The organism is Xanthovirga aplysinae, assembly GCF_009711365.1.
GTDB classification, from domain to species: Bacteria; Bacteroidota; Bacteroidia; order Cytophagales; family Cyclobacteriaceae; genus Xanthovirga; species Xanthovirga aplysinae.
Genome location: NZ_SMMB01000623.1, coordinates 1 through 2,828, shown reverse-complemented (window position 1 = coordinate 2,828; position 2,828 = coordinate 1). Strand labels below are relative to the sequence as shown.

Genomic DNA, 2,828 nt, shown 5'->3' with positions numbered 1-2,828 from the left:
ATATATTGTAGAAGATATCCCTGAAATGCGCACCAATTACCAATTGGCTAGCGGAGGAATTGCTCCTAAAAGGGAGCTATATAAGGCTAAAATAGTAAGTGCTTCACAATTAGAGGACAACTTATCGCAAGAAGAGGGAAGAACAGAATTTATTCAAGTGAAGTTGGGGGGAGGGCCTACCTATTTTGATGTTATTCCACATACACTACAGCAGCTCACTAGGTGGGGAGCTACCACTACTGATATTTTAAGGGTGGGAGGAATTACAATCGATGCCCTAAAATTAGGGCAGCAAGACAATGGCTATGGAAGAGTATTGGAAATTAATAATGAAGACAATGATACCTATTTACAGATAGGAGCTGGAAATGACCTTTATGCGCACTATAGTACCAATGCACAAAATGGACATTGGTTTAGAGAAAAGGTTTATTTCAATAATAACATAACGGCTTTTTCCAATAATTGGAATATTACTTCTGAAGGTAATGCATATTTCCAAGGATCTTTACATATAAACCAACAAGCCAATGGCATTAAATTTAGTACGGTAAGCAATTCCCAAGAGCCTGTTTATAGTACGGGAGGAAGTATGATATCGGGTGGATCGGATTACGCCGGTTTGGATAAACTCAATAATGTGGCAGTACAAACTTGGTATGGGTTTTCCGTCAATTCTATCTATACCAATGGGAGTATTCCTGCAGGGAAAGCCGCCTTTGCTGTTGATGCTCGTTCGGGTAAGGTGTATGCAGCCAATGGGTACTACGTAGGCACACAGGAAGTGTGGCACCGTGGAAATGATGGGGAAAAAAGTGGTTTAGATGCAGACCTTTGGGATGGAGAGCACAGACCTTATGGCTTTGGTAGGGCATTAAATGGGATACCTTATAAGGTGGGGGATGCCGATGAACTTCTAACAGTAGGGGAAACCAGGTTTTTACAACCCAGTAGTGCTAACCTTCCCTCCCAAGCTGGATACATGGTTAAAGCATTTTTGGGAGGAGATATGCCTGAAAGAGGGGCACAACTGGCTATGAGTTATAGTCAGGTCAATGGTTTTTATGTTAGAAATATGATTGACAAAGAATGGAAGAAGATATATCACTCCGGAAATTCAAATAACTCCACTACAGACTGGAACGCCAATAACCTGGAGGTTTCGGGTTTTTTGCATACTAGGGATATAAGGTTGTCAGCCGATGGAAGCTCGGTTTATGCCTTAAATCGAGGGAATGATTATGCCGGCCTTGATAAAATTAATAACATCAACCTGGATACCTGGTGGGGTTTTTCTATTCGGTCTTCTTACAATGCAGTGGATGAAAAACCTCGCTTTTCGGTAGATGCAAGAACTGGGAATGTCTATGCCGAAGGAAGAGCTTATTTTGGAGGAAGTTTGGAAGGAGGAACAAGCCTTACCCTAAAGGAAAGTGATACACGGTATATGAACCTAAATGTTAATGGTTCTGGTAATTATTTCCTTAATGCGGTAGGTATGGAAGGGGGCAATTATTTTGGATTGCAAGTAAATGGTTCCTCTAAATTATTTGTTACAGAAAATGGTAATCTGGGAATCAATGTCATACCTGAGGAGAAATTAGAAGTAGGGGGTAATATTAAAGCAAGTGGTAATATTAAACTCTTTCATAATCACGCAACTGTTACTGCAGGAGACCAGTATGCTGAATCTGAAACTGGTTATATTCCTATCCGCCTGTATGGGGGGCATAATACAACGCATGCTTTTATTCAAACCGGAGGAGAAAATGTTGAAGGGGGACTTTATATTAACAAGTATGGTTCTGGGGGAACTACTTCTATTCCTTTTTTTAATGTTTATGCGGAAGATACCTTATTGTCTGGCAATTTAACCGTTAATGGAGAAATTTCAGGTAGTTTGAAAGCATTGGATGTGACTACCAGTTCAGGCTCTGCATATATTAGAGTCCATGATTTAAGGATAGGACATCCATATAGAAAAGAAGAAACAGGCCGGGCTCTTGTGGATTATACGGATACCCTTATTCTTAATTATTCTGAAGATTGGGCAAAGACTGAAATAGGAGGGGAGGCTATAAAAATTAGGGGGAATGTAGGCATAAAAACTAGTGCTTCTTCTTCTTATAGCCTCTATGTCAACGGCCAAATTCATGCCACGGTTAGTTCTGCTACTTCGGATTTAAGGCTCAAAAAAGATATTGATCCGGTGGAGAACGTTTTAGATAAAGTCATGCAGATGAATCCTATTCGTTACCGTTACAAAGAAGATCCGGAGGAGAATTTACAAGTTGGATTTGGGGCTCAAGAAGTGGGAGAGTTGTTCCCTGAATTAGTGAGTTATGCCGAAGATCTGGATCGTTACGGCTTGTATTACAATGGGATGGTGGCCATGAATACCGCAGCCATTCAGGAGACCAATAGGCGTTTTGATCAACAACATCAACTTATTGAAAAACAACAAAGGGAAATTCAGGAACTCCAGCAAGTAATAAAAGAACTCACAGCCCCAACAAAGGAGAAAATAGGCAATCTATTGAAATCACTTTTCAAGGAGTAGTTCCATACCATTTAAAAAGGAGGAGAGAGGAAACCCACTATGCCTTCCTTTTCTCTTTTTAAAGTCTAATTGATGGGCATGTTTAACCCTCACTAAGAAAAAAATCTTTCAAATTGAAAAATACAGAATGAAAAAATTACATTTTACCGATGGTGGCCGAATGTTACACAACGATGATTTAAAAATGCTTCAAGAAGAAGTGTTTAAAGCCATCGAAGGGCAATATAAAGAATTAGGGGCCTTCATTATGAGTGGCTGCAGAGTGGAA

The 2,828-nt window shown here is 40.0% G+C and carries 1 protein-coding gene; it reads left to right on the top strand.

The annotated features are described in order from the left end of the window. The coding region (locus E1171_RS03380; RefSeq protein WP_222931372.1) for a tail fiber domain-containing protein at positions 1–2,560 on the top strand (2,560 nt) is incomplete at its 5' end. Between the last annotated feature and the right edge of the window lie 268 nt (positions 2,561–2,828).